The organism is Microvirga sp. TS319 (assembly GCF_041276405.1).
GTDB lineage: Bacteria > Pseudomonadota > Alphaproteobacteria > Rhizobiales > Beijerinckiaceae > Microvirga.
In genome coordinates, this window is record NZ_JBGGGT010000002.1 from 1,541,884 (window position 1) to 1,567,049 (window position 25,166).

The following is a 25,166-nucleotide window of genomic DNA, read 5'->3' on the forward strand; positions in this document are numbered from 1 at the left end:
GCCTGCGCGGTGACGACAGAGGCGGAACGACGGCAGGACGTGACCCTTCACGGAATTTCGTAGATGGAAAACTCGTTGTTGATCCCGCGCAGGAGGGTCTTCTGAAGCGTCGGGTGGAGGCCCTGCAACTCGATCACCTCCTGGGCTTCGGGATTCTCGACGACCGATCCCGTCGCATAGATCGAGTGCGATGCCGCGAGGCTCTGGACCCGGGATGCGATGTTCACGGTCTGCCCGAAATAGTCCTGGCGTTCGTTCAGAACCACGGCGAGGCATGGCCCTTCGTGGATGCCGATCTTGAGGAGAAGGTCTTCCCGCCCGCGCTGTTCGTTGAGGCCGCGCATGGCGTGGCGCATCCGGATTGCGGCCGAGACCGCGTGATCCGGCGTCGGGAACGTGGCCATGACGGCATCGCCGATGGTTTTCACGACGGCTCCGGCCTCCGAGGCGACGATCTCGTTCAGCACACGGAAATGCTCCCGGACCAGGTCGTAGGCCACGAGGTCGCCGACGCGCTCATAGAGCTCCGTCGAGCCTTTGAGGTCGGTAAACAGGAAGGTCAGGCTCGTGATCTTCAGGCGCTGGTCCACATCGAGCGTGTCGGTCCGGAACATGTCGCGGAACGTCTGGTTCGTCAGAAGGCGCTTGGCGGTCAGGAACGGGCGGCGGCGCTCCATCAGGCGGTGCAGGGCATCGTTGGCCAGCCACACGGCGGGCAGGGTGCGCCGCTTCGTATGGTTCTCGAGCGAGAGCCGCAGCGGGCCGGGGTGCAGCTCGAGAGTGCGGTTTTCCGTGTGCAGTTCGCTCAGGACCAGGGACAGGTTCTGACGCTCGCGCGTGGGTTCGCCCTTCACGTCGATGAACTGGGCCGCATGGGTGACGGGATCGAAGACGATGACGAATTGGGGCGGGAGCTGAAGCGACAGGATAACCCGGTCGCCGGGAGGCAGCTCGACGGCATCGATCATGATGTCCTCGAGCTGTTCGTCGAGATTGTCCGGCAGGTCGATGCCGGAACTCCAGAAGACCTGCCGCAGGTATTCGGTCATCGGAAGCTTGTCGGGATTGTGGGCGGCGATTTCGCGCACCCGCGGGCTGACCGTGAACGTGACCTCGACCATTTCGTCGAGCGTCGGCTCGTAGCCGGCGGCGCACAGAGCGCAGCTGTACTCTTTCCTTTTCAGGGACCTGAGGCTGGTGCCCGCATCCATGACCCCGCCGCATCCGGGACACAGGACGTTCCAGGACATCTCGAAAAGGCCGAGCCGGGCCGCATGCAGGAAGGCCGCGATGGCCCGCTCCTCGTCGAGGTGATGCTTGGCCGCGAAGGCAAGGACGTTGATGCGGTTCAGCTCGTGGTCCGCTGCGTCGTCGATCAGGCGCTCGATCCGATCCACGATCTGAGGATCCGCGGATTGCCTGAGAACGGCGAGGAGTTTCTGCGCTTCACTCATGGTCCGACCTCCTTCGAGGTGGAGAGGTTCGCTTAGGCCCCAGGTATCTTAGGCCCCAGGTATCTTGGGGCCCCCAGGTATCTTGAGACCCCAGGTATCATGTGTCGAGGGCGCTCATCCCCCCGATCGAGGCCGGCTTCGGTGCTTCCAGAATAGCACCTAATCGTCGGAAGGGCTTGTAAAACAAGGAATTGGGCCGGGAATTCGGTCGAGAGAAGGTGAGAGGGCGTCATTCTTCGCCCAGGCGAGGTCTGCTATGGTTGCGCCGGGCTACGCGTCCGCCACAGGCACAGAACCGGCGCGACGACGAGTTCCACGACCAGCCCGCCGATCACCACGGTGCGCTCTTTCCAGAAAGGGAGCATCGGATCGATCCCAAAAGTGGAATCCACTTTTCACGTTCGATGCTCGAGCAGCGTGAGCAGCCGGAAGCGCCTCGTCTTGTCCTCGATGGGCGGCAGCGTGCTCCAGAAACACAGGCCGATGCCGAGCAGCAGGTCCGACAGGAAGCGAAAGTGGCTCTCCGCTGAGATGCTCACCGCCCCGCCCGTGAGCGCCTGCCCGAAGAGAACACCTTAAGGCCTGTCGCCACCGGTATGGTGGCCGCGACGGCCACGCTCCGCTGCAGCAGCCTCCGCTCACGATCCGTGCTGGGCATAACTCCCCCTGCGGTTTCCTGCGGCCGCTTCCGTATCCTTCCGCAATCCCATAGAGTCCGCAAAGACGAGATGAACATTCGAGGAATCTGCTCATGCCTGCGCGCTTTGAACTCAACGGGATCGCCTTCTCCGGCCCGACCTACAAGGTGGGGCTGATGCTGGCCCTGGCGGGTGAGCCGTTCGACTACGTGCACGTGAACATGATGCAGGGCGAGCACAAGCAACCCGCCTATGTCGCAAAGCAGCGCTTTGGTCAGGTGCCTCTGCTGATCGACCGCAACAACGGGCGGCATCTCTGCCAGTCGGCCGCGATCCTCGAATACCTCTCGGATACGCTCGGAAAATTCGGCGGAGCGACCCTGGACGAGCGCCTGCGGGCGCGGGAGTGGCTGTACTGGGACTTCGACCGGCTCGCCTCGCCGGTGTATCGCGCCCGCACCATCAAGCTCGGCATCCGCCCGGCTCCTCAGGAGGTGTACGACGCCCAGATCGCGGGTGGAAATGCCGCCCTGACGGTGCTCGACGAGCAGCTTTCGGGCCGCGACTGGATCGTGGGGGAGGGGGTCACCATCGCCGATATCGACATCTACGGCGTCGTCGCCTACGCCGATGAAGCCGGCTTCGACCTCGCCGGATACGCCAATCTCCAGGCCTGGGCGAAACGCTTCGAGGCGCTGCCCGGCTTTGCCTCGACGAAGGCCCTGCTGCCGATGGAATCGCGGGTGGCGGCATGAGCGATCTGGAATTCCGGGAAGCGAGGGCGAGCGACCTCGAAGCGATCATCCGCCTTCACGAAGAGGATACCCTTGGAACGCATGGCGATGTGTGGTCGGAGGAGACCAGGCCGGCCTATGAGGCGGCTTTCGCCGCCATTGCCCGCAGCCCCGAGAACAGGCTGTTCGTGGCCGTGGACGGCCACGAGGTCGTCGGCACGTTCCAGCTCACCTTCATTCCCAATCTCACCGGGCGCGGCGCGCTTCGCGTAAAGGTGGAGAGCGTGAAGGTGAAGGCGTCGCGCCGCTCCGGAGGAATCGGCGGCAGGATGATCGCCTATGCCGAGCAGCAGGCCCGCCTCGGCGGCGCCAGGGCCATGGAGCTGACCTCCAACAAGACCCGCACGGACGCGCACCGTTTCTACGAACGGCTGGGCTACTCACGCTCGCACGAGGGCTTCAAAAAGAAGCTCTGACGGGGCGTGTGCGGGGCTGCCGCCCCATCGTGCGGCCCCGGCAGCCCCGCACGCGAGAAGTGGGCCCGAGTGTCGCGTTTTGCGATGCGTTCTTCCAGAGAGCGGAGCCGCGAACGTGAAAAGCGACCGCCGCCTCTTAGGCCCGATGCTCCGGCGCATCGTGCGAAAAAGTGGCCCCGGTTTTTCGCAGCAAACGGTGCGCGCCTCGAGGAGAGAGCATTGAATTGATCCCAAAAGTGCAAATCCACTTCCCGCGTCAGTGGCTCTATAGCATCGGACGTAAAATCGAACTCACGTCCGATGCTCTAAGCCTATGTTCTTGAGCATCTTTTCACGCAAAACCGGTTCCCACTTTTGCGTCCGATGCTCTAGTCGGTCCCGTGAGATGACGTGAAGAGACTCGCATCGGGCCAGGTCTCGAAATACTCGGTGAAAACCCGAGCCCATGTGTCGGGCTCGCCTCGCCATTCGCTCGGATCCTTGCCGATGGGATAGACTTTCACGTTGCGTCGGGCCGGTCTCCTATCGAGACGGTCGGCATAGCTCACGACGAGATACTCGCATCGGCGGCCGAAAAATTGGTCGGTCGCATCGCAGAGTTCTTCGATATGCGAGGCGGACATGCCCGGCGTGAGCGCTTGCGTGCGATCGGCCACGAAATCCAGATTGTTCTGCGAGTTCGAGATCACGAACACGAGACGCCGCATCTTGCTCAGGGCCCGGAATTTTTCGGCGAGACGCTCGTATTTGTCCCTGGTGCCCTGGAAGTCGAGCGACAGGTCGTAATGACGATCCTCATCGAGGAAGTCGTGCCAGAAATACGTATGATAGTCCCGCCAGTATGGAGCGTGATCGAGCTCCAGCGCGTCTCGATGATCGGGAAAGAAGCGGCCGGATTCCAGGATCTTGAGCACCGATGAAGGCGGGCAGATCAGCCAGTCGAAGGGGAGCCGCGATGCATCGAGAGCTTCCCCGCTCCTCAGGCAGGTCGAAATGAGTTTGGCATGCAGCCGGATCTGATGGGCCGACTGGCAGGACATGCCTAAGCTGACGACGGCCGTATGGGTTCCGATCAAGGACACCGCGTTCGCTCACGATCCGGTTCCGGCGGTGCGATTCCAGTTGTGCGAAAACGGGAATGCGGTCCGCCGTGTGGGTGGAAGTCCCGATCAGGGCCCGTCCGTGAGGAAGGGTGCATGATGGTCCTCCCATCACGCACTTAGAGCATGTTTCGGCGAAGTGGACCCGGTTTGTCGTCAAAAATTGCAGCCGAGCGAAAGAAAGGAGCTGTTTCCACTCGGTGGAAACCGCACGACGGCATCGGACGTGACATCGAAACCCACATCCGATGCTGTCACTCTATGGTTTCGAGCATCGGTCCACGCAGAACCGGTATCCACTTCCCGCGTTCAATGCTCTCGTCGAATCTGAGACGATTCAAGCCTTCGTGCCGCCCTTCAGGCGTGTATTGCAGGCACTCCAGAACTTCGGCCACTTCATGTCAGCCTCGATCTTGCCGCCGGCCTTGGCGGCTTTCCACTCGGCGCTGCACTTGGTCAGGCGTTCGCGAGCGGCGAGTTGGGCGGCACTCGGCTCCTTCACCGGCTTCGTCTGAGCGGCCGCCGGAAGTGGGCTGGTGAAAGCCAGGGCCAGGGCAGCGGCCAGGGCAGCGTGCATCAATCGGTTCGTCATGATCTCCCCCAAAAGCGCTTCGGTGAGCGCTCCAGCCATCTCATATTGAAACAATGAAACATGCAAGGCCCCGGGGGCAGTCATGCGTTCTTTCCACCGCAAAGCGCATGTCTTGAGGATGCGATAGAGGACGCGATATCCTAACTTAACGTCAGATACATGTCGTCACACAAGGAGGGGCCCGCCATGGCGGCATCCGCCCAACAACCGATCGATCTCTACTACTGGCCGACCCCGAACGGATGGAAGATCGCCATCATGCTCGAGGAGTGCGGGCTGCCCTACACGATCCATCCGGTTAATATCGGCAAGGGCGACCAGTTCAAGCCGGAGTTCCTGGCGATTTCGCCCAACAACAAGATGCCCGCGATCGTCGATCCCGACGGGCCCGACGGGCAGCCGATCGCGATGTTCGAGTCCGGCGCGATCCTGCAATATCTCGGCCGCAAGACCGGTCGGTTCTATCCGCAGGACGAGCGCAAGCGCGTCGAGATCGACCAATGGCTGTTCTGGCAGATGGGCGGCTTCGGTCCCATGCTCGGACAGACACACCACTTCCGCATCTATGCGCCGGAAAAGGTGCCCTACGCCATCGACCGCTATACCAACGAGACGAACCGTCTCTACGGCGTGCTCGACAAGCGCCTCGCGGACCGGGACTACGTGGCGGGCGATTACTCGATCGCCGACATGGCCATCGCTCCCTGGGCCAAGATGTGGGAACGCCAGGGGCAGAACATCGAGGATTTCCCGAACGTGAAGCGCTGGCTCGCCGCCGTGCTGGACCGCCCGGCGGTCCAGCGGGCGCTCGAGGTCAATGCCGAGGACCGCGGGTCCTACGACATGAAGGATCCCGCCGTTCAGGCCATTCTCTTCGGCCAGAAGGCGCGGTGAGCCATTCTGCGCGGGCGCCGCGGCCGTGGCGCCCGAGGAAGGCTCTTCAATTCAGCTTGGCCCAGAGCTGCGAGCGGCAGATGAGGCCGCCCAGGACGCAGCCGGAGAGCTGCATGGACTTGCCCGCGAAGGTCATCTTGCCGGAATAGGTCCTGCCGTCCTTGTAGTTGTAGAGCTGGCCTGTGAAACCATCGCCCGAGGGCCGGATGTCGGAGATCATCTGAACGCCGACGAGGCTGCGCCCTTTCTGAGTGGCGTCGGGGTTGTTCACGTCCTTCGCGTCCCCCTGAACGGACACGATGGTTCCGCAATAGGCCTGCCCGCATCGGGCGATCCGCACCCGGGTTTCGCCGCTTTCGCTCAGATATGTCCCGCTCGGGTCCTGAGCCTGGGCGCGGGCCGCCCCCGTCAGCAGGCCGAGACCGAGCACGGCAAGGATCAGAGACTTCATGATTGTCCTCCGGGCCGGTCTTCGAGGGGACCGATCGGGAAGGAGATTAGGGGAAGCGGCCGAGCTTTCCAACGTGGCGATCACCTTCGCAATCGCGAAAAGGCGCACGAGGGGGACTTGAGAGGGAGGGGGCTCACCGCTATAAGCGCCGGACTTTCCCGATTTCCTTTCTCAAGAGGGTGACCTGTCATGGCCATCGAGCGTACTTTCTCCATCATCAAGCCCGACGCGACCGAGCGTAATCTGACCGGCGCCGTCAACGCCGTCATCGAGAGCGCTGGCCTGCGCATCGTCGCCCAGAAGCGCATCCTCATGTCCCGCCGCGAGGCCGAGACCTTCTATGCGGTCCACAAGGAGCGTCCCTTCTTTGGCGAGCTCGTGGACTTCATGATCTCCGCGCCGGTCGTCGTGCAGGTTCTGGAAGGCGAGAACGCCGTGCTCCGCTACCGCGAGATCATGGGCGCCACCAACCCGGAGAGCGCTGCCGAGGGCACCATCCGCAAGCTCTACGCCAAGTCGATCGGCGAGAACTCGGTCCACGGCTCCGACAGCCTCGACAACGCCAAGATCGAGATCGCCCAGTTCTTCTCGGGCAACGAGATCGTGGGTTAAGGCCTTCCGGGCCCCCGAGCAGAATGACGAGGCCGCCTTCGGGCGGCCTTTTCTTTGGGCTCGAGCTCCGTCATGATGCGCCGGCCATGAACCAAGCTCCCCGCATCGAACGCCGCGCGTCGGTCTGTCCGCATGATTGCCCCTCCGTCTGCTCCCTCGACGTGGAGGTGATCGACGGGCGCGGCATCGGGCGCGTGCATGGGGCGAAGACCAACAGCTACACGGCGGGCGTGATCTGCGCGAAGGTCGCGCGCTATGCCGAGCGCATTCACCATCCGGAACGGCTGCTCCACCCGTTGAAGCGCACGGGCCCGAAAGGTTCGGGACAGTTCGAGCGCATTTCCTGGGACGTGGCGCTCGATACGGTCGCCGAGGCGTTCCTGAAGGCCGAGGCGGCGTTCGGCTCGCAATCCGTCTGGCCCTATTACTACGCCGGCACCATGGGCCTCGTGATGCGTGACGGCATCAACCGGCTGCGCCATGTGAAGAAATATTCGGGCCAGTATTCCACCATCTGCACGCCCATGGGCTGGACCGGCTATGTGGCCGGCACGGGCAGGCTCGCGGGCTCCGACCCGCGCGAGATGGCAGTGTCGGACTGCGTGGTGATCTGGGGCACGAATCCGGTTCATACCCAGGTCAACGTGATGACCCACGCCATGCGCGCCCGGAAGGAGCGCGGGGCCAAGATCGTCGCCGTCGACATCTACATGAACGCCACCATGAAACAGGCCGACATGGCCCTTCTGGTGAAGCCCGGTACCGACGGCGCGCTCGCCTGCGCGGTCATGCACGTGCTGTTCCGCGACGGCTATGCGGATTGGGATTATCTGGAGCGCTACACCGATCACCCGCGCGAGCTCGAAGCACATCTCAGGACCCGCGATCCGGCCTGGGCCTCGTCCATCACGGGCCTGTCGGTGGAGGAGATCGAGGCCTTTGCGAAGCTCGTCGGCACGACCAGGCGCACCTTCTTCCGCCTCGGCTTCGGATTCGGCCGTCAGCGCAACGGCGCGGTCAACATGCATGCGGCATCCTGCATCCCGGCGGTGACCGGCGCATGGCGATACGAGGGAGGGGGAGCGTTCCACTCCAACAGCGGCATCTTTCGCTGGAACAAGGCCCTGATCGAAGGGCACGAGGCCATCGACCCCTCGATCCGTGTGCTCGACCAGTCCCAGATCGGCCGCGTGCTCACCGGAGACACGGAGGCGCTCTACAACGGCCCCGCCGTCAAGGCGATGCTGATCCAGAACACCAATCCGGTCTCCGTCGCGCCGGAGCAGGAGCTGGTCAAGCAGGGCTTTTCCCGCGAGGACCTGTTCGTCTGCGTGCACGAGCAGTTCATGACCGAGACGGCCATGATGGCCGATATCGTTCTGCCCGCGACCATGTTCATGGAGCACGACGATCTCTATTCCGGCGGAGGGCACCAGCATTTCCAGGTCGGACCGAAGCTCGTCGATCCACCCGGCGAATGCCGCTCGAACCATCAGGTCGTCCAGGCCCTGGCGAAGCGCCTGGGCGCCGAGCACCGCGCCTTCGGCATGGAGCCGCGCGAGATCATCGACTGGACCCTGCGCCATTCCGGCTGGGGCAGTATCGAGGAGCTCGAGGCCGTCGTTCACAAGGACGTGCAGCCGCCCTTCGAGGAGGCCCATTACCTGAAGGGCTTCGGCTATCCGGACGGGAAGTTCCGCTTCAAGCCTGACTGGACGGCGGTGCCGTCCTACAACAACGGGCCGATGGGCCCCCATGCCCAGATGCCCGCCTTCCCGGACCATTGGGCCGTCATCGAGGCGGCGACGGACGAGCATCCCTTCCGCCTCGCGACGAGCCCGGCGCGCAGCTTCCTGAACTCCTCCTTCACCGAAACCCCTGGCTCGGTGGCCAAGGAAGGCAGGCCGGAGGTGATGATCCACCCGCTCGATGCCGAACGCCAGGACATCGCGGACGGCGACTGGGTGAAGCTCAGGAACCATCGCGGCGAGGTCTTCCTGCGCGCCAGGCTGTTCGACGGCGTGCGCCGCGGGGTGCTGATCGCGGAGGGGATCTGGCCCAACAAAGCGCATCCTCTGGGGCGGGGCATCAACACGCTGACGGGAGGCGACCAGGTAGCGCCCTATGGCGGAGCGGCATTCCACGACAACCGGGTGGCGCTCGAGAAGGTCTACGAGGAGCTCGTGGTCGAAACGCCTGCCCTGACTGTTCGGAAGAGAGCCGAGCCGGTCGTCGGATAGAGCATCGGACGTGAAAAGTGCATTTGCACTTTTGGGATCAGTTCAATGCTCTAAACCGGCGAGCGCAGCGCGCCTTCGTCGTTCCAGGGACCTGAGAAGATCACGCGCCCATTCTCGAGGCGGGCGCTGCCGTCGCAGATCATGCGCAGAGCCTGCGGATAGAGACGATGCTCCTGCACGAGAATGCGCGCCGCGAGGGTGTCCTCTGTGTCGCCCGGGACCACGGGAACGGCCGCCTGGGCGATGATGGGGCCCGCGTCGAGTTCCGGCACCACGAAATGCACCGTGCAGCCGTGGATGAGCACGCCTTCCTCCAAGGCGCGACGATGGGTGTGCACGCCGCGGAACAGGGGCAGGAGGGAGGGGTGAACGTTGATCATCCTCCCCGACCAGCGCTGCACGAAGCCCTCGGTGAGCACGCGCATGAAGCCCGCCAGGCAGATGAACTCGATCCCGTGCTCGACGAGCATCGCATCCATCGCCTGCTCGAAGCTCTCGCGAGTAGGGTGCGTCCTGTGATCGACGACCGCCGTCGCGATGCCGGCCTCCTGCGCCCGTCCCAGGCCGCCCGCATCGGGGCGGTTGGAGAGCACCAGGGCGATCTCGGCCGGAAAGTCCGCGCCACTCGCGGCCTCGATCAGCGAGACCATGTTCGACCCGCGTCCGGATATCAGAACGGCGACGCGGCGGGGCATCAGAGCTTCAGCGACCCGGAGGTTTGCACCCGTTCGCCGCCGCCATGCGGGACCGTCTCGCCGATGCGCACCGGGTTTTCGCCGGCCTGGCGGAGGCGCTCGATCACCGCGTCGGCCTGCGAGGCGTCCGCCACCACGATCATGCCGATGCCGCAGTTGAAGGTGCGCAGCATCTCCGCTTCGGCGACGCCGCCGGTTCTGGAGAGCCAGCCGAAGACGGGCGGGGCCGTGATGGCATCGAGATCGAGCCGTACGCCGACGCCCTCGGGAAGCACGCGCGGGACGTTGTCCGGGAAGCCCCCGCCGGTGATGTGGCAGAGAGCATGGATGCCGTCGCCGCCTTTCAGCACCTGAAGCAGGGCCTTCACGTAGATCCGGGTCGGTTCGAGAAGAGCCTGGGCCAGCGTCCTGCCCTGGGCGAACGGGGCGGGAGCGTCCCAGGCGAGGCCCGAGCGCTCGACGATGCGGCGGACGAGCGAGAAGCCGTTGGAATGGACGCCGGATGAGGGCAGGCCGATGAGCACGTCGCCGACCTTCACGTCCCTGGGGAGGAGGGTACCGCGCTCGGCCGCGCCCACCGCGAAGCCCGCGAGGTCGTAATCGCCCTTGGCGTAGAGGCCGGGCATTTCGGCCGTCTCGCCACCGATCAGCGCGCAGCCGGCCCGGAGGCAGCCCTCGGCGATGCCCTTCACGATATGGACGCCCACGTCCGGCGAGAGCTTTCCGGTGGCGAAGTAATCGAGGAAGAGGAGAGGCTCGGCGCCCTGCACGATGATGTCGTTCACGCACATGGCCACGAGATCGATCCCGATCGTGTCGTGAATGCCCGTGTCGATGGCGATCTTGACCTTGGTGCCCACGCCGTCATTGGCGGCCACCAGGATCGGATCCCTGAACCCTGCGGCCTTGAGATCGAAAAGACCTCCGAAGCCGCCGATTTCCGCGTCCGCTCCGGGGCGGCGCGTGGACCGCACCAAAGGTTTGATTTGGTCGACCATGGCATTGCCCGCGTCGATATCGACGCCCGCTTGGGCATAGGTCAGGCCGTTCGTCTGCTTCTCGCTCATGGGACACCCCGTGTTGGGGTGGGGAGTAAGGCGAGAGAGGGCGGTAGGCAAGGGTTTTCCCTCGGAAGATGGGAAGAGCCCACGTCGTCGTCCCCGGCCTTCTGCCGGGGGGCACCCCCAATCGTCATGCCCCGCATGAGGCCGGGCATGACGATTGGGAAATGCCGGGACAAGTCCGGCCATGACGGAAGCCATCCGCGAGGATCTTCGGCTTCGCCGTCGTGCCCTCTTCGGGCATTGAACTTGGCCCTCCAACCCGGCATCATCTCGGCACGATGACCATACCGAACATCATCACCATCGCTCGGCTCGTCATGGTTCCCATCGTGATCGTCATGATCATGCAGGAGCGGTGGGCGGCGGCCTTCATTCTGTTCGTCGTGGCGGGCGTATCGGATGCCGTCGACGGCTTCATTGCCCGTCACTTCGACATGAGGAGCGAGTTCGGGGCCTATATCGATCCGCTTGCCGATAAGTCCCTGCTGGTCTCGATCTACGTGTCTCTCGCGATCGTGGGCGCGATCCCGAGCTGGTTGGCGATCATCGTCGTCTCGCGGGACGCCATGATCGTGTCCGCCGTTCTCCTCTCCTGGGTCATGAGCCGCCCGGTGGAGATCAAGCCGATCATGGTGAGCAAGCTGAACACCGCAGCCCAGATCGGATTCGCGGCCTTCGCGCTCGCGGCCAATGCCTATGACGTGGAGCTGGGCGGGCTTGAAGAGATCGTGATGCTGATCGTCGCCACCTTGACCGTGGCTTCCGCTGGTGCCTATCTCGGGGGCTGGCTGCGGCACATGGCTGCTTAAGCCCCTGAAGGTTCGGGTATGGAGTGCCGATGACGGTCCAAAGGCAGATCGGATTCTGGATTGCGGCGCTTGTCGCCGCGGTGTTGCTGCTGTTCGTGCTGCGCGGCATCCTCCTGCCATTCGTCGCCGGATTCGCGCTGGCCTATCTGCTCGATCCGCTGGCCGACCGGCTGCAGAAGATGGGCGTCGGGCGCCTCGGCGCCAGCCTGTTGATCCTCATCCTGTTCGTCCTGGTCTTCATCATCTCCCTGATGATCCTCGTGCCTTTCGCGGCGCAGCAGGTGGGGGCCTTCGTGGAGAGGCTGCCGGGCTATGTGGCGCGCCTTCAGGAGCTGGGGGCCGAGCAGCTCGGGCCGGTCATCCGTAAGCTTGGCATCGAGGAGGCGCTGCCCGCCGCGCCGACATCCGTCGGCAACCTCATCAGCCAGGGCATCGCATGGCTGACGGCCTTCCTGCAGGGGCTCTGGTCCGGCGGGCAGGCGCTGATCGGCATCTTCTCCCTTCTGGTCGTGACCCCGGTCGTGGCCTTCTACATGCTGGTCGACTGGGACCGCATGGTGAGGACCGTGGATTCCTGGATGCCTCTGCGCCACCGGGACACGATCCGCGCCATCGCCCGCGACATCGACCGCGCCATCGCCGGATTCGTGCGCGGGCAGGCGCTGGTCTGCCTGATCCTCGGGACCTTCTATGCTGTCGGCCTCGCCCTCGTCGGCCTCAATTTCGGGGCGCTGATCGGCATGACGGCGGGGCTCCTCAGCTTCATTCCCTATGTAGGCTCGCTCACGGGCCTCATCCTGTCGGTCGGCGTGGCCATCGTGCAGTTCTGGCCCGACTGGACCATGATCCTGGCGACGCTCGGCATCTTCGTGTTCGGCCAGTTTGTGGAGGGCAACATCCTGTCGCCCAAGCTGGTCGGGGATTCGGTCGGGCTGCATCCAGTCTGGTTGATGTTCGCTCTCGTCTCCTTCGGCGCGCTCTTCGGCTTCGTCGGGCTGCTGCTGGCCGTGCCTCTCGCGGCCGCCATCGGGGTCATCGCGCGCTTCGCCCTCCGGCAATACCTGGCGAGCCCCCTTTATCGCGGAACCGGGCCCGTGGTCATCCACCCGAAGCTCGACGACAGGGCCGATCTCGATGCGTGATGCCCCCAAGCAGCTGGCCTTCGACCTGCCTCTGGATCCGCGCTTCGGAGCGGAGGATTTCCTCGTCAGCCCGTCGAACGAGCAGGCCTACGGCCTTGTCGAGGGATGGCCGGACTGGCCCGACACGATTCTCCTGCTGGTCGGACCGCCGGGCAGCGGGAAGAGCCATCTCGCCTCCATCTGGGCCGAGAACGCCCATGCCTGGACGATCGATGCCCGGGAGATCACCCACGACAAGGTTCCGCACGTCATCTCCAACGGGGCGCTCGCGATCGAGGACATGGACCGGGGCGAGCGGGATGAGGCGGCCCTGTTCCACCTTCTCAACCTGGCGCGGGAGCGCAAGGCAGCCCTCCTGATCACCAGCGAGACGCCTCCGGACCGCTGGGGCCTGAGGACGCCCGACCTCCTGTCGAGGCTGCGCCTTGCCCCGGCCGTATCTCTCGACGCGCCGGACGACGCCCTGCTCAAGGCCGTTCTGGTGAAGCTCTTCGTGGACAGGCAACTCGTGGTCGATACCTCCGTTGTCGATTATATTTCGCTTCGGATCGAGCGATCTCTCGCCAAGGCTTCGGAACTGGTGGCGCTTCTGGACAAGGAGGCGCTCAGCCGGGGACGGCGCGTCTCGCGCGCGATTGCCGCCGAAATCCTCGGATCCGCACAAGAAACGGAAGAAAACGAGTGACGTCTGATCCTGCCTCATTGTCCCCGAAACGTCGTGAAATCGTCACGAAGCCCAGAGCAAAACGGACGCCGAAGAAGGAATCGGCGGAGATCGAGGTGCGGGACGCGATGGCCCTGAGGGACGTGGAGACGGTCAGCGAGGCGCCTTTGCCGAAGGCTCCCCCGGATATCGAGCTGGACGGAGCGGTGCTGCGCCGGTTTCCGCAGCGGTTCATCAATCGGGAGCTGTCCTGGCTGCAATTCAACCGCCGGGTGCTGGAGGAGGCCTCCAACCGCAGCCATCCGCTGCTGGAGCAGCTGCGCTTCCTCTCCATCTCGGCCGAGAATCTCGACGAGTTCTTCATGGTTCGCGTCGCGGGCCTGCGCGGGCAGGTGCGTTCGGGCGTATCGACGATCTCGCAGGACGGGCTCACCCCCCAGGAGCAGCTCGCCAAGATCGCGGTCGAGGTGTCGCATCTCGCGTCCGATCAGCAGCGGCGCTGGGGCGAGCTGCGCGACGCCCTGCAGGGGGAGGGAATCGTCCTCGTCGAGGGCGCGGGCCTGACGAAGCCCGAGGCGTCCTGGCTCGAGGACTACTTCCTCAACCACATCTTTCCCGTGCTCACGCCGCTGGCCATCGATCCGGCGCATCCGTTCCCGTTCATCCCGAATCTCGGCTCGTCCATCGCGCTCAAGCTGGTGCGCCAGAGCGACGGGAAGGTCCTGAACGCGCTGATCCGCTTGCCGTCGCGGGCGGAGCGGTTCGTCCGTCTGCCGGACTTTTCCGAGACCGGCTCGGCCCGCTTCATCGCGCTGGAACAGATGATCGTGCTCTATACCAGCCGGTTGTTCCCCGGCTACGTGGTCCAGGGACAGGGCGCGTTCCGGGTCATCCGCGATTCCGATATCGAAGTGGAGGAAGAGGCCGAGGATCTGGTGCGCCTCTTCGAGACGGCCCTCAAACAGCGCCGCCGCGGCAGCGTGATCCGCCTCGAGGTCGAGGCCGCGATGCCGGAGGATTTGCGCCTCTTCGTCGCCGAGGAGATGGAGGTTTCCAACGACGAGGTGTTCGTGGTCGAGGGCATGATGGGCCTGCGCGATCTCTCGCAGCTCGTCGCCCTGGACCGTCCGGACCTCAAGTTCAAGCCCTACAATCCGCGCTTTCCCGAACGCATCCGCGAACACAGCGGCGACTGCTTCGCGGCGATCCGCGAGAAGGACATCATCGTCCATCACCCGTACGAGTCCTTCGACGCGGTGGTGCAGTTCCTGCGCCAGGCCGCGCGCGACCCCAACGTCGTGGCGATCAAGCAGACGCTCTACCGCACGTCCTCGGATTCGCCGATCGTCGCGGCTCTCGCGGAAGCGGCGGAAGCGGGCAAGTCAGTTACCGCCCTCGTCGAGCTGAAGGCCCGCTTCGACGAGGAGGCGAACATCCGCTGGGCGCGCAACCTGGAGCGCGCGGGCGCTCAGGTGGTCTACGGCTTCATCGAGCTGAAGACGCACGCCAAGCTGTCCATGGTGGTCCGGCGCGAAGGCAGCCAGCTCATCACCTATTGCCATGTGGGCACGGGCAACTACCACCCGATCACCGCCCGCATCTACACGGATCTGTCCTTCTTCACCGCCGATCCCGCGATCGGCCGGGACGTGTCTCGCATCTTCAACTTCGTCACGGGCTATGCGGAGCCGGCGGAGCTGGAGCGCATGGCCGTATCGCCCCTGACCCTGAGAAAGCGCCTGCTGCAGCACATCGGCGAGGAGATCGCCCATGTCAAAGCCGGGCGGCCCGGGGCGATCTGGGGCAAGTGCAACGCGCTCGTCGACCCCGACATCATCGACGCGCTCTACGATGCGAGCGCGGCGGGGGTGCAGGTGGATCTCATCGTGCGCGGCATCTGCTGCCTGAGGCCGGGCATCAAGGGATTGTCGGAGAACATTCGTGTGAAATCCATCATCGGCCGCTTCCTGGAGCACACCCGCATCTACGCCTTCGGCAACGGGTACGGCCTGCCGAACCCGAAGGCGCATGTGTACATTTCCTCCGCCGATCTGATGACCCGCAATCTCGACCGCCGCGTCGAGGCGCTGCTGCCGATCGGCAATCCCACGGTCCATCAGCAGGTGCTGGATCAGATCATGCTCGCCAACCTCCTCGACAACGAGCAGAGCTGGGCCGTGCTTCCCGACGGCACCAGCCAGCGGATCGTGCCGGGCAAGGGCGAGGAGCCGTTCAACGCCCACAAGTACTTCATGACGAATCCGAGCCTTTCCGGCCGAGGCAAGTCCCTCAAGACCTCAAGCCCCAGGGCACTCGCGAAACGGGGGCAGCGCTGACATGCAGACCATCGCCCGAGAAGCCCAGGGCCGGCTCAAGATCGGCCAGCCCGTCGCCATCATCGATATCGGCTCGAACTCCGTGCGCCTCGTCGCCTATGAAGGCCTGGCCCGCGCCGTCACGCCGATCTACAACGAGAAGGTCCTCTGCGGTCTCGGCCGCCATGTGGCGACGACGGGCCGCCTCGACGAGGATGCGGTGGACCGAGCGCTTCGCGCGCTCGCGCGCTTCCGGGTGCTGTGCGACACGATGCAGGTCTCCGAGGTCTTCGTGCTGGCGACCGCCGCCGCGCGTGACGCCACCAACGGCCCCGCCTTCCTGGAGGCGGCCGAGAAGGCGTGCGGACATCCCATCAGCCTGCTCTCGGGGGCCGAGGAGGCGCGGGTCTCGGCGCTGGGCGTCGTGGCGGGCTTTTACGAGCCGGACGGGCTTGCCGGCGACATGGGCGGCGGCAGCCTCGAACTCGTGGACGTGAAGGGCTCGGTCGTCGGCAAGGGCGTCACGATGCCGTTGGGCGGCCTTGCCCTGCAGGACGTGAGCGGAGGCTCCCTCAAGAAGGCGCAGAAGATCGTGCGCGCGGCCCTGGAGCGCGCGCCGGAATACCTGGAGCATCTGCATGGCCGCACCTTCTATGCGGTCGGCGGCACCTGGCGCGCGCTGGCGCGCCTTTACCAGGCCGCCACGGACTATCCGCTCCATGTGATGCACGGCTATATTATCGATCCCAGCGACGGCCTCGACTTTCTGCGCCTCGTGGAGGAGGCGGACGCGAAGAGCCTCAAAGATATCGAGAGCATTTCCGAGGCCCGCCGACCGCTCTTGGCCTATGGCGCCATCGTGCTGGAAGAGATCATCCGCCTCGGCGGCCCGAAGGAGGTGGCGATCTCGGCGTTCGGCGTCCGCGAGGGCGTCCTCTTCGACAGGCTCGACCCTGAGGCGCAGAAGCGCGACCCGCTGCTCGCCGCCGCCAGCGACCTGAACCTGCTGCGGTCCCGCTCCCCGCGCCACGGCGAGGAACTGTGCGACTGGACGGAGGCCTTCATCACGAGTTTCGGCCTTCCCGAAACCGAGGCGGATACCCGCCTGCGGAGGGCGGCCTGTCTCCTGGCCGATATCGGCTGGCGCGCGCATCCCGATTACCGGGGCGAGCAGAGCCTCAATCTCATTGCCTACGGGGCCTTTGCGGGGCTCGATCATCCGGGCCGGGCCTATCTCGCGCTGTCGATCTTCTTCCGGCACGAGGGCCTGTCTCCCGACAAGGTGAGCTCGCGCATCCGGAGCCTGGCGGGTTCCCGCTATCTGGAGCGTGCGCGCCTGCTCGCGGCGCTCATGCGCATCGCCTATCCGGTCTCGGTCTCGATGGAGGGCATTCTGCCGCAGGCGCCCTTGCAGGCGAGGGGCAGGCAGGTGGTTCTGCAATTGCCTGCTCCCATGCAGGATCTGGCCAACGAGAGGCTGGCGGGCCGCATGAAGGCGCTCGGCAAGCTTCTCGGGATGGAGCCCGTGATCGAGATTCTAGGCTAGAGTTCTTTCCCCTTTTCGGGGAAACGCCTCTCGTCTTTGGTGTGCTACATGATTGACGGCGAGCCGGATCCACTTCGCCGAAAAAGCTCTTGCGTGGCTGCCGGGGCTTGCATTTTTCGGCTCCTTTGCACAACCCTTTAACTTGGGATAAAGAAATTCCGCCGCTCATCACAAGAGCGGAGCAGAATTTGGCGGGAACGGCAATGAGCCTCATCAATCTGTCGGCCGTGCAGAATGCACAACATTCGCGCGACCCTTACGATCATCTTCTGGCGTCCGAGTTCTTGAAACAGGACGCAATCGACGATCTCCGGCGCGATTTTCCCGAGATCAGCAAGCCCGGCTACCTCACTGTCGACGAGGTCAATCTCCACGGCCGCTTCAAGGCGCTGATCGACGAGCTCGAAGGCCCAGAGCTGACCGAGGCCCTGTCGAAGAAATTCGGCGTTGACCTGCACCCGTATCCGCGCCTGACGACGATCATGAAGAAGTCGCAGCCCAAGTACGGCTCGATCCACACGGACGGGCCGTCCAAGGTCATGACCATGCTCGTCTACATGAACGATGCATGGCAGCAGGACGAGGGCGGACGCCTGCGGGTGCTCTACGACGGCCAGAACTTCGAGCCCTTCAAGCTCGAAGTTCCGCCGATGATGGGCACCATGTTCGCGTTTCTGCGCTCGGACAATTCCTGGCACGGCCATCTCCCGTTCGTGGGCGAGCGCCGGGTGGTTCAGATCGCCTGGGTGAAGAGCCAGGCGGACGTGGACCGCAAGAAGAAGCACAACAAGATGGCTCAGTTCTTCAAGGGCATCTTCGGACGGTAGGTTGCCCTATCCGGAGAAATGCGACTTATCCTTCGTCATGGCCGGGCTCGTCCCGGCCATTCGCGTTTTCCACGCTCCCGCCGTCCGGGGGGCAGCCGAAGGCTACGGCCCGAGGCGGCTTCTCTTCGACTGTCATGGTGATGGATCCCGCCCCCGTGTCATTCCCGCACGGGCTGGGATGGAAGCGGGAGCCGTGAGACGACGGAGAAGGAGGCAGTCCGACGGAGGCTGCCTTACGCGCTCTGAAGGGCCCGCAACTTCACCCGCCCACGCTCGAGCACGAGGCCGAGCCTTCCGTTCTTGAGGGCGAGCGCCTGTTCGCCGAACAGGGCGCGGCGCCAGCCGTGCAGAGAGGGCACGTCCGCCGTATCGTTCTCGGCGATGGCCTCGAGCTCCTCGACGGTGGCGATGATCTTGGGGGCGACGCCCTCCTGCTCGGCCACGGCCTTGAGTAGGACCTTCAGCAGATCGACGACGGCTCCCGTATTGCCGCGCCCGCGGCTGCGCTCGGGCATCGGCACCGTCGCAGGGTCGCGGGCGACGCCGCGCTCGACCGCTTCCAGGATGTCGGCGCCGGTCCGGGAGCGCTCGAAGCCGTTGGGGATGGAACGCAGCCGTCCCAGGGCCTCGACGCTGCGGGGGACGGAGGTCGCGATGTCGATCATCGCATCGTCCTTGAGGATGCGCCCGCGAGGCACGTCGCGCCCCTGCGCCTCGCGCTCGCGCCAGGCGGCCACCTCCATGAGCACGGCCACCTCCTTCGGCTTGCGCAGGCGGCCGGCGAGGCGGCGCCAAGCGTTGTCGGGATCGGCCTGGTAGGTCTCGGGGGAGGTGAGGATGGACATTTCCTCGGCGAGCCAGTCGAGGCGGCCGTTCTTCTGAAGCTGGGCCATCAGCGCCTCATAGACCTTCACCAGATGGGTGACGTCCGAGAGGGCGTAGGTGAGCTGCGCGTCGGTGAGGGGACGGCGCGACCAGTCCGTGAAGCGGGAGGACTTGTCGATCTTGGCTTTGGCGAGATCGTTCACGAGCTGCTCGTAGGAGACCGAGTCGCCGTAGCCGCAGACCATGGCGGCGACCTGGGTGTCGAACAGCGGCTCGGGGACGATGCCGCCCAAGTTCCAGACGATCTCCAGATCCTGCCGGGCGGAATGGAAGACCTTCATGACGGCCCGGTCGGACATCAGCGCCATGAACGGTTCGAGACTGATCCCCTCGGCCAGCGGGTCGATGAGATAGGCATCCGTCGGATCGGGCCCGGCCATCTGGATCAGGCACAGCCTCGGATAATAGGTGGTCTCGCGCAGGAACTCCGTGTCGACGGTGACGAACGGATGCTGGCTCAGGCGGGAGCAGGCGTCGGAGAGCGCCGCGGTGGTCGTGATCAAATTCATGGCAAAGTCTTTTAGCGGAACCTGATTGTACAGGCGACCCCTCCTTAGGCGCGTCGAAGGGCTTTCCTCCGCTCTTTTGACTGCTTTTCCGCCCGCTTCATGAGCCAGTCCAGGATATTCCGGTCGACCACGAACCCCGTCTCTGCGTCCTCAAGACGTTCGATCCGATCCACCCGGAAACCACGGTAGCCGTCGTCGGACATGTCGATGCCGCCGAGCAGCATCTTGCCGGGGCCCACTTTCAGCTCGCGTGCGATCACCCAGCGCCGGGTCGCGTTGCCGGCCTGGTCCACATAATCGATCTCGAGGGCGCCGTCGAAGGGATAGACGTGCCAGTTCCCCTCGATCCGCTCCTCGATCGGAGCGTTCGGCCCGTGCTTGAGCAGGGTTGTCGCATGAGTCATCGCCATGAGATCGATATGGTAATTCACGCTTTGTTCTTCAAGGCAAAAGTCTTGGAAAATAAGGGTTTGAGGGAAAAATCGGATGCCCGGACCGTGCCCCGGGGGGGCGCCAAGGGGGCCCTCCACGTCGTCCCCGGGCTTGTCCAGGGGCATGCCTTCCAGGCGCAACGCTTCGTGAAGACGTGGATGGTCTGGACAAGCCCAGCCATGACGGGGGAGTACTCATGGCGGGCAGGAGGGCCGAAATCGAGCCATCTGCCCTCATTTCCGCCTTCCGCCTTGACTTCCCGGGCCTCCCATGGATGTTGCGCGGGACACCGAACCAGCAGGCTTTTTCCCATGTCCGCCTCCATGCACCGTTACCGTTCCCATACCTGCGGCGCGCTCCGCGAATCCGATGTCGGCCAGCTGGCTCGCCTTTCCGGCTGGTGCCACCGCATCCGCGACCATGGCGGCGTGCTGTTCATCGATCTGCGCGACCATTACGGCATGACGCAGTGCGTGATCGATCCGGATTCTCCGGCCTTCAAGATGGCCGAAACCGCCCGTTCGGAATGGGTGATCCGCGTCGACGGCAAGGTCCGCAAGCGCCCGGCCGGCACCGAGAACCCGGAGCTGCCCACCGGCATGATCGAGGTCTACATCACCGACATGGAGGTGCTGGGCCCGTCGGACGAGCTGCCGATGCCGGTCTTCGGCGACCAGGAATACCCGGAGGAGACCCGTCTCAAGTACCGGTATCTCGATCTTCGCCGCGAGAAGCTGCACAACAACATCATGAAGCGCGGCGCGATCATCGACAGCCTGCGCACCCGCATGAAGACCGGCGGCTTCTTCGAGTTCACGACGCCGATCCTGACGGCCTCCTCGCCCGAGGGCGCGCGCGACTTCCTGGTGCCCTCGCGCATCCATCCCGGCCAGTTCTATGCGCTGCCGCAGGCTCCGCAGCAGTTCAAGCAGCTGATCATGATCTCCGGCTTCGACCGGTACTTCCAGATCGCGCCCTGCTTCCGCGACGAGGACCCGCGCGCCGACCGTCTGCCGGGCGAGTTCTACCAGCTCGACGTGGAGATGAGCTTCATCACTCAGGAAGACGTCTTCCAGACCATGGAGCCGGTGATCCGCGATACCTTCAAGGAATTCGCCGACGGCAAGCCCGTGACGGACGTTTTTCCGCGGATTCCCTATTTCGAGGCGATGCTGAAATACGGCACCGACAAGCCGGATCTGCGCAATCCTCTCGTGATCGCCGACGTGTCGGAGGTGTTCGAGCGTGAGGACGTGACCTTCAACGCGTTCAAGAACGTCATCAAGTCCGGCGGCGTCGTGCGCGCCATCCCGGCCACCGGTGCCGCTTCGCAGCCCCGCTCCTTCTTCGACAAGCTCAACGATTGGGCCCGCTCGGAAGGCGCGCCCGGCCTCGGTTACATCGTGTTCGAGGAGGAGGGCGGCCAGATCCTCGGCAAAGGCCCGATCGCCAAGTTCATCCCGGAAGCCGCCCAGGCGGCGATCCGCGAGAAGGCCGGCATCCAGCCGGGCGATGCCGTGTTCTTCTCGGCCGGTACCGAGGACAAGGCGGCTTCGCTCGCCGGTAAGGCGCGCGTGCGCATCGGCGACGAGCTGGGCCTGGGCAACAAGGACCAGTTCGCCTTCTGCTGGATCGTCGATTTCCCGCAATACGAGTGGAACGAGGACGAGAAGAAGATCGACTTCTCCCACAACCCGTTCTCCATGGCCGATATGGGTCATGACGAGTTCATGGCGCTCGACCCGTCGGACAAGGACAAGATCCTCAAGATCACGGCCTTCCAGTACGACATGGTCTGCAACGGCTACGAGATGGCCTCGGGGAGCATCCGCAACCACCGTCCCGACCGGATGGTGAAGGCCTTCGAGATCGCCGGCTACGGCGAGAAGGAAGTGATGGACCGCTTCGGCGGCATGTACCGCGCCTTCCAGTACGGCGCACCGCCCCACGGCGGCATGGCGGCGGGCGTGGACCGCATCGTGATGCTGCTCTGCGGGGCGCACAACCTGCGCGAGATCACGCTCTTCCCGATGAACCAGAAGGCGGAGGACCTCCTGCTCGGCGCACCCTCCGAGGCGACGCCCAAGCAGCTTCGCGAACTGCACATCCGGACGAATCTGCCGGAGAAATAAGGGCCTCGGCCGGACAGCGCGAGACCCGATCACCGCGTCATGGCCGCACTCGCTGCGGCCATTCGCGTCTTTGAGGCATGATGCGCTAAGGCCGGAGATGACGATAAGGGGGCAGGAGGCTTCCTTCCCGCGTCATGGCCGTCCCCGGACTTGATCCGGGCCACTTGCGTTCCAGGCAGACCCGTCATGTCCGCACCGGGATTCCCCCTCGATCATCGGACCCGAAAGGGGATTCCACCTTTGGGATCAATTCCATGCTCCCCTATAGAGCAGCGCATCGTTCTGGCGAAAAGCCGGGTCCACTTTTTCGCACGATGCGCCAGCGCCGAGAGAAGAGCGTTGACGCAAAGAGCAAGGGCGCGCACAAGGGCCTTTCAGGTTAAACGGCTTGTGTAAGGAGCGTTGGCGATGCCGGAGAACATCTCGCAGGATTTGAAATCGGGGGCGATGTTCTACCACCAGCACCCGCGCCCCGGTAAGCTCGAGATCCAGCCGACCAAGCCCCTCGGCAATCAGCGTGACCTGGCTTTGGCCTATTCTCCGGGCGTGGCCGCGCCCTGCCAGGCCATCGCGGCCGATCCGGCCGAGGCCGCCAACCTGACCTCTCGCCAGAACCTCGTGGCCGTGATCTCCAATGGCACCGCCGTGCTGGGCCTGGGGGACATCGGTCCGCTCGCCTCGAAGCCCGTCATGGAGGGCAAGGCGGTCCTGTTCAAGAAATTCTCCGGCATCGACGTGTTCGACATCGAGGTTGACGAGAAGCGCGTGGACAAGCTCGTCGAAGTGATCGCGGCGCTCGAGCCCACCTTCGGCGGCATCAATCTCGAAGACATCAAGGCTCCCGAATGCTTCGAGGTGGAGGAGCAGCTCAAGAGCCGCATGGGCATCCCGGTCTTCCATGACGACCAGCACGGCACCGCCATCATCGTCGGCGCCGCCGTCACCAATGCCCTGGAGCTCGCGGGCAAGGACATCGGCGAGGTGAAGATCGTCACCTCCGGCGCGGGTGCCGCCGCGCTCGCCTGCCTCAACCTGCTCGTGTCGCTGGGCGCCAAGCGCGAGAATATCTGGGTCACCGACATCGAGGGCGTGGTCCATGATGGGCGCAACGAGCTCATGGACCGCTGGAAGTCGGTCTACGCGCAGAAGACCGACCTGCGCACGCTCGCCGACGTGATCCCGAACGCGGATGTGTTCCTGGGCCTTTCGGCGGGCGGGGTTCTCAAGCCCGAGATGGTGGCCGAGATGGCGCCGCGCCCGCTGATCCTGGCGCTCGCCAATCCTTACCCCGAGATCATGCCGGAGGAGGCCGAGGCGGTTCGCCCCGACGCCATGATCTGCACCGGACGCTCCGATTATCCGAATCAGGTCAACAACGTCCTGTGCTTCCCCTACATCTTCCGCGGCGCGCTCGACGTGGGCGCAACCACCATCAACGAGGAGATGAAGGCCGCCGCGGTTCAGGCGATCGCGGGTCTCGCCCGGGAGGCGCCGTCGGAAGTGGTCGCGCGGGCCTATGGCGGCGAGGCGCACCCCTTCGGGCGCAAGTCCCTGATCCCGAGCCCCTTCGATCCGCGCCTGATCCTGCGCATCGCCCCGGCGGTCGCCAAGGCTGCCATGGATACGGGCGTCGCCACGCGCCCGCTGGGGGACCTGGAGGCCTACACGGAATCGCTCGGCCGCTTCGTGTTCCGCTCCGGCTTCATCATGAAGCCGCTGTTCTCGAAGGCGAAGTCGAACCCGAAGCGCGTGATCTATGCCGAGGGCGAGGACGAGCGCGTGCTGCGCGCCGTGCAGGTGATCGCCGAGGAAGGGCTGGCAAAGCCGATCCTGATCGGCCGCCCCAGCGTGGTGGAGACGCGCATCAAACGCTTCGGCCTGTCCATGAGCATCGGGCGTGAGTTCGAGCTGGTGAATCCGGAAGACGATCCGCGCTATCGCGACTACGTGGCGTCCTACGTGGAGGCGGCGGGCCGCAAAGGCATCACGCCGGATGCCGCGAAGACGCTGGTGCGCACCAATTCCACCGTCATCGGCGCGCTCGCCGTGCGGCGCGGCGATGCGGATGCGCTGATCTGCGGCCTCGAGGGACGTTTCCAGTCCCGCGTGAAGCACATCAAGGACATCATCGGCCTTGCTCCGGGCGTCCACGAGATGGCGGCTCTGTCGCTGGTGATCACGCCCAAGGGAGCGTATTTCCTGGCGGACACGCACGTGCAGTTCGATCCGAGCGCGGAGGAGATCGCCGATATGACGATCGCCTGCGCGAGCCATGTGCGCCGCTTCGGCCTGGAGCCGAAGATCGCGCTGCTCTCGCACGCGGATTTCGGCGCCGCGGATACGCGCTCGGCCGTGAAGATGCGCGACGCCCTGGCCTGCATCAACGAGCGCGCTCCCGACCTGGAGGTCGACGGCGAGATGCAGGCGGACGCGGCTCTCTCCCAGATGATCCGCGACCGGGTGAACCCCGGATCGCGCCTGACGGGCGAGGCGAACGTGCTGATCATGCCGAACCTGGACGCGGCCAATATCGCCTTCCAGTTCACGAAGATCCTGGCGGATTCGCTGCCGGTGGGACCCATTCTCATCGGCCCGGCAAAGCCTGCGCACATCCTCACGCCGTCCGTCACTGCCCGCGGCATCGTCAACCTCACAGCCATCGCGGTCGTCGAGGCGCAGGCCGCCGAGCAGGATCAGCCGGCGCTGATCTAGAGCATCGTGCGAAGAAGTGGGAACCGGTTCTTCGCGAAAAACGATGCTTCGCCAAAGAGAAAGAGCAAGCATTCTGATCCCGTCAGAATGCAATTTGCTCTAGTTCGCGCCGTCACCGTCAAGACGTTCTGTCGTCATGGACGTCCCCGGACTCGATCCGGGGCCGTCCATCGCCGCCTTCGGAGCCAGTGAGCCATCAAGACGTGAGTGCCCGGCTCAAGGCCGGGCATGGCGACGAGCGCA

General features: G+C 64.7%; 22 protein-coding genes. 13 read left to right on the forward strand and 9 right to left on the reverse strand.

The genetic code is table 11. From position 1 onward, the window contains the following. Positions 1 to 47: 47 nt before the first annotated feature. Entirely contained in the window at positions 48 to 1,454 is a 1,407-nt protein-coding gene (locus tag AB8841_RS16665) for an adenylate/guanylate cyclase domain-containing protein (protein WP_370436947.1), read from the reverse strand. A 395-nt stretch (positions 1,455 to 1,849) separates the two neighbouring features. Continuing rightward, positions 1,850 to 1,993 carry a hypothetical protein gene (locus AB8841_RS16670; protein WP_370436948.1) on the reverse strand — a complete coding sequence of 48 codons (144 nt, stop codon included), beginning with the start codon at positions 1,991 to 1,993 and terminating at the stop codon, positions 1,850 to 1,852. Positions 1,994 to 2,205: 212 nt separating this feature from the next. Here AB8841_RS16670 and AB8841_RS16675 point away from each other — a divergent pair, with 212 nt between their 5' ends. Together AB8841_RS16675 and AB8841_RS16680 are read left to right on the forward strand one after the other, a co-directional pair. After that, positions 2,206 to 2,847 (forward strand): glutathione S-transferase family protein, encoded by a 642-nt coding sequence (locus AB8841_RS16675; protein ID WP_370436949.1) that lies wholly within the window; start codon positions 2,206 to 2,208, stop codon positions 2,845 to 2,847. Beyond that, positions 2,844 to 3,302: an N-acetyltransferase family protein gene (locus AB8841_RS16680; RefSeq protein ID WP_370436950.1), complete on the forward strand. Its 459-nt coding sequence runs from the start codon at positions 2,844 to 2,846 to the stop codon at positions 3,300 to 3,302. The genes AB8841_RS16675 and AB8841_RS16680 overlap by 4 nt, the downstream gene beginning before the upstream one ends. A gap of 368 nt (positions 3,303 to 3,670) precedes the next feature. Here the strand turns inward: AB8841_RS16680 and AB8841_RS16685 are convergent, their stop codons facing one another. Continuing rightward, positions 3,671 to 4,384, reverse strand: coding sequence for a hypothetical protein (locus tag AB8841_RS16685; protein ID WP_370436951.1), 714 nt, complete (start codon positions 4,382 to 4,384; stop codon positions 3,671 to 3,673). 355 nt (positions 4,385 to 4,739) lie between these two features. Continuing rightward, positions 4,740 to 4,994, reverse strand: a complete 255-nt coding sequence (locus tag AB8841_RS16690; protein WP_370436952.1) for a hypothetical protein — start codon at positions 4,992 to 4,994, stop codon at positions 4,740 to 4,742. A 186-nt stretch (positions 4,995 to 5,180) separates the two neighbouring features. On the opposite strand from AB8841_RS16690, the gene AB8841_RS16695 reads away from it, so the two are divergent. After that, positions 5,181 to 5,888: a glutathione S-transferase N-terminal domain-containing protein gene (locus AB8841_RS16695; RefSeq protein WP_370436953.1), complete on the forward strand. Its 708-nt coding sequence runs from the start codon at positions 5,181 to 5,183 to the stop codon at positions 5,886 to 5,888. A gap of 46 nt (positions 5,889 to 5,934) precedes the next feature. Here AB8841_RS16695 and AB8841_RS16700 read toward each other — a convergent pair whose 3' ends face one another. Continuing rightward, entirely contained in the window at positions 5,935 to 6,339 is a 405-nt protein-coding gene (locus AB8841_RS16700) for a DUF2147 domain-containing protein (protein WP_370436954.1), read from the reverse strand. A 189-nt stretch (positions 6,340 to 6,528) separates the two neighbouring features. Here AB8841_RS16700 and ndk point away from each other — a divergent pair, with 189 nt between their 5' ends. Continuing rightward, positions 6,529 to 6,951, forward strand: a complete 423-nt coding sequence (gene ndk / locus AB8841_RS16705; RefSeq protein ID WP_213565231.1) for a nucleoside-diphosphate kinase — start codon at positions 6,529 to 6,531, stop codon at positions 6,949 to 6,951. A gap of 86 nt (positions 6,952 to 7,037) precedes the next feature. Beyond that, positions 7,038 to 9,191 carry a molybdopterin oxidoreductase family protein gene (locus AB8841_RS16710; protein WP_370436955.1) on the forward strand — a complete coding sequence of 718 codons (2,154 nt, stop codon included), beginning with the start codon at positions 7,038 to 7,040 and terminating at the stop codon, positions 9,189 to 9,191. Between the two features lie 50 nt (positions 9,192 to 9,241). On the opposite strand, the gene purN is transcribed toward AB8841_RS16710, so the two are convergent. Together purN and purM are read right to left on the reverse strand one after the other, a co-directional pair. After that, complete coding sequence (purN, locus tag AB8841_RS16715) at positions 9,242 to 9,886, reverse strand: phosphoribosylglycinamide formyltransferase (RefSeq protein WP_370436956.1); 645 nt, start codon at positions 9,884 to 9,886, stop codon at positions 9,242 to 9,244. Beyond that, positions 9,886 to 10,953 carry a phosphoribosylformylglycinamidine cyclo-ligase gene (purM, locus tag AB8841_RS16720; protein WP_370436957.1) on the reverse strand — a complete coding sequence of 356 codons (1,068 nt, stop codon included), beginning with the start codon at positions 10,951 to 10,953 and terminating at the stop codon, positions 9,886 to 9,888. The genes purN and purM overlap by 1 nt, the downstream gene beginning before the upstream one ends. Before the next feature lie 275 nt (positions 10,954 to 11,228). On the opposite strand from purM, the gene AB8841_RS16725 reads away from it, so the two are divergent. The 6 genes from AB8841_RS16725 (at position 11,229) to AB8841_RS16750 (ending at position 18,253) form a co-directional block, all read left to right on the forward strand. Then, positions 11,229 to 11,759 carry a CDP-alcohol phosphatidyltransferase family protein gene (locus tag AB8841_RS16725; protein WP_370436958.1) on the forward strand — a complete coding sequence of 177 codons (531 nt, stop codon included), beginning with the start codon at positions 11,229 to 11,231 and terminating at the stop codon, positions 11,757 to 11,759. 29 nt (positions 11,760 to 11,788) lie between these two features. Next, positions 11,789 to 12,901 carry an AI-2E family transporter gene (locus tag AB8841_RS16730; protein ID WP_370436959.1) on the forward strand — a complete coding sequence of 371 codons (1,113 nt, stop codon included), beginning with the start codon at positions 11,789 to 11,791 and terminating at the stop codon, positions 12,899 to 12,901. Continuing rightward, positions 12,894 to 13,586: a DnaA ATPase domain-containing protein gene (locus AB8841_RS16735; RefSeq protein ID WP_370436960.1), complete on the forward strand. Its 693-nt coding sequence runs from the start codon at positions 12,894 to 12,896 to the stop codon at positions 13,584 to 13,586. Before AB8841_RS16730 ends, AB8841_RS16735 begins: the two co-directional genes overlap by 8 nt. Positions 13,587 to 13,693: 107 nt before the next feature. Next, positions 13,694 to 15,901: an RNA degradosome polyphosphate kinase gene (locus AB8841_RS16740; protein ID WP_370439284.1), complete on the forward strand. Its 2,208-nt coding sequence runs from the start codon at positions 13,694 to 13,696 to the stop codon at positions 15,899 to 15,901. A gap of 1 nt (position 15,902) precedes the next feature. Then, positions 15,903 to 17,426, forward strand: a complete 1,524-nt coding sequence (gene ppx, locus AB8841_RS16745) for an exopolyphosphatase (RefSeq protein ID WP_370436961.1) — start codon at positions 15,903 to 15,905, stop codon at positions 17,424 to 17,426. Positions 17,427 to 17,629: 203 nt separating this feature from the next. Further along, positions 17,630 to 18,253: a 2OG-Fe(II) oxygenase gene (locus tag AB8841_RS16750; RefSeq protein ID WP_370436962.1), complete on the forward strand. Its 624-nt coding sequence runs from the start codon at positions 17,630 to 17,632 to the stop codon at positions 18,251 to 18,253. A 233-nt stretch (positions 18,254 to 18,486) separates the two neighbouring features. Here AB8841_RS16750 and rnd read toward each other — a convergent pair whose 3' ends face one another. After that, positions 18,487 to 19,647, reverse strand: coding sequence for a ribonuclease D (gene rnd / locus AB8841_RS16755; RefSeq protein WP_370436963.1), 1,161 nt, complete (start codon positions 19,645 to 19,647; stop codon positions 18,487 to 18,489). Positions 19,648 to 19,691: 44 nt separating this feature from the next. Then, entirely contained in the window at positions 19,692 to 20,078 is a 387-nt protein-coding gene (locus tag AB8841_RS16760) for a hypothetical protein (RefSeq protein ID WP_370436964.1), read from the reverse strand. 324 nt (positions 20,079 to 20,402) lie between these two features. Between AB8841_RS16760 and aspS the strand changes: the two genes are divergently transcribed. Next, positions 20,403 to 22,211: an aspartate--tRNA ligase gene (aspS, locus tag AB8841_RS16765; protein WP_370439285.1), complete on the forward strand. Its 1,809-nt coding sequence runs from the start codon at positions 20,403 to 20,405 to the stop codon at positions 22,209 to 22,211. 408 nt (positions 22,212 to 22,619) lie between these two features. Next, positions 22,620 to 24,923, forward strand: a complete 2,304-nt coding sequence (locus AB8841_RS16770; RefSeq protein ID WP_370436965.1) for an NADP-dependent malic enzyme — start codon at positions 22,620 to 22,622, stop codon at positions 24,921 to 24,923. Positions 24,924 to 25,166: the final 243 nt, after the last annotated feature.